The sequence below is a fragment of the Desertihabitans aurantiacus genome (assembly GCF_003344635.1).
GTDB classification, from domain to species: domain Bacteria; phylum Actinomycetota; class Actinomycetes; order Propionibacteriales; family Propionibacteriaceae; genus Desertihabitans; species Desertihabitans aurantiacus.
The window spans coordinates 1-1,829 of sequence record NZ_QPKK01000444.1; the positions used below are offsets into that span (position 1 = coordinate 1).

At 31.0% G+C, this 1,829-nt stretch carries 4 protein-coding genes; all 4 read left to right on the top strand.

The genetic code is table 11. The features are described 5' to 3' along the window. Positions 1-419, top strand: a 419-nt coding sequence (locus DVA66_RS21155) for a hypothetical protein (RefSeq protein WP_157974182.1), incomplete at its 5' end; no start/stop codon positions are given. A 24-nt stretch (positions 420-443) separates the two neighbouring features. Beyond that, positions 444-797, top strand: a complete 354-nt coding sequence (locus DVA66_RS21160) for a hypothetical protein (protein WP_157974183.1) — start codon at positions 444-446, stop codon at positions 795-797. After that, complete coding sequence (locus DVA66_RS19985; RefSeq protein WP_157974184.1) at positions 790-1,329, top strand: RusA family crossover junction endodeoxyribonuclease; 540 nt, start codon at positions 790-792, stop codon at positions 1,327-1,329. Before DVA66_RS21160 ends, DVA66_RS19985 begins: the two co-directional genes overlap by 8 nt. Further along, positions 1,322-1,829, top strand: a 508-nt coding sequence (locus DVA66_RS21165; protein WP_157974185.1) for a hypothetical protein, incomplete at its 3' end; no start/stop codon positions are given. The genes DVA66_RS19985 and DVA66_RS21165, both read left to right, overlap by 8 nt.

Genomic DNA, 1,829 nt, shown 5'->3' on the forward strand with positions numbered 1-1,829 from the left:
GCATGCCATTTATACCGAAGTTAGCAGTATCAGAAATCGGAATCGTAATTACATGGTTCATGCTTTTTGGTAAAGAAAAGACATTGCTTAATTCAGACCAATTCGTTGCTGAAACGACTGCAGGAGAAAGATTATTCTTAGAACGTGACTACAACAGAACACTATTTTGGTCAATGTTATTGCAATTTCCGTTAACATTTTTCGAAAAAACAGATATGAAAATGAGTGACTTTATTATTATTGTCATTTCAATGTTCATTATGATTCTCGTTCTAAGAGTTGTTGATGGTAGAATGTTAAATAGTATCAAGCAAAATCATCGTGAAAATGTTCAAGCAAAACACGAAATGAGAGAGCGTGAGCGTCAACAACGTAAACGTCGTAAGTATCAAACAAGACAAGATAATGACCGTGACTAACAAAATTAAAAGGAGATTTTGAAAATGGCTAAGAAAAGAACAATGCTATCCATTAATTACACGACAACAAGACGATTAAAAAGATTGATGAATGTGATAGAATCGCCTGTGGCAAAAAGTAATTCAAGTATCACTAATTACTATTTATATAAAATTGCAAAAGGTGAGTATGATAATGACGTAAAACCATTACCAAAACGTGAAAAAGAAAGAATTTTAGTGGATAAAGAAATTAGAGATGATGCTGATGAAAAAGCGAAAGAATTAGGTTTTAAAAGCGCGAGTGACATGTTAGATTCAGTTGTTAGATTAGAAATGCAACGTGTCAACGAAGCGCGTAAAAAATCAGATAAAGAAGATGATGAGGACGATGAATAAGATTGATGAAATCGTATTTGAATTAGATATCAGACCAATTAGTGCGAGTCGTCCTCGCGTTTTCAAAAATGGTGGGGTTTCACATAGTGAGACATATCAAAAATTTGCTAAAGATGTACCAACAAAAATAGAAAGCAACTTTAGTGAAGAGGAATTAGAGTTGATGCGTCAAAAATTACGTAATGATGAAATTAATATTGGATATAAAGTACATCAAGATTTAATTTTTAAATGCAATAACGAAGATTTTTGGGATGTACCTATGATTGTCAAACCCGATATTGATAATGTTATCAAAGCAGTATTTGACCAAGTATACAGTTATTTTGGTTTAGATGATAAGCGCATATTTAGTGTTGAATCGATTAAAAAATATGGTTCCAACGATAAAATTGTGAGTTGGATTGAAGTGTTTGAAATACCTAAATACGTATCTAAACGTAAAACGAGCAAAAGGACTAAGAAAGAACCTACTTTAGAAGAATTGAAGAAAGAATTAGAAGAATTAAAGAGAGGTTTAGAGAATGAGTAAAAAAGCAAAAATGACACTGACAATTGATTCAGAAATCAAGGAAGCGCTTAATTTAATGAAAAAAAACGTTGCTACTTACTATAGCAACGTTTCTGTCAGTTATTTAATTGAGTATATGACTAAACTTATTATATATCGTTATTTGAATGATGAGCAACTATTTATCGAATTTAATGATGAATTGAGAGAAGAACTTAAAATGCTTGGTTTTGATGAAAAAACATTTAAGACTATAACTGGTGAAGAGTTTGAGAAACGTTTAGAACTTGAAAATCAAATAGAAAAAAACGAAGAGTATATAAAAAAACAACTTGTTTATAAGGACAGGTTAGACCGTGATATCGAACAAAAAGAAGCGAAGTTTGCACGATTAGAGAAAAAAGTAAAAAATAAAGAAGAAGAAATTAAAGAACAAAAAGAAAAAGCAACAACGACGATTAAAGAAATTGAGACTCGTAAACAAAAAGAAGATAAATCGAAAGAATTAGCTGGGTCAGTAG

Excerpts from the sequence above, each read along its gene's own strand:
- DVA66_RS21160 (WP_157974183.1), top strand. The coding sequence starts at position 444 with ATGGCTAAGAAAAGAACAATGCTATCCATTAATTACACGACAACAAGA.
- DVA66_RS19985 (WP_157974184.1), top strand. The coding sequence starts at position 790 with ATGAATAAGATTGATGAAATCGTATTTGAATTAGATATCAGACCAATT.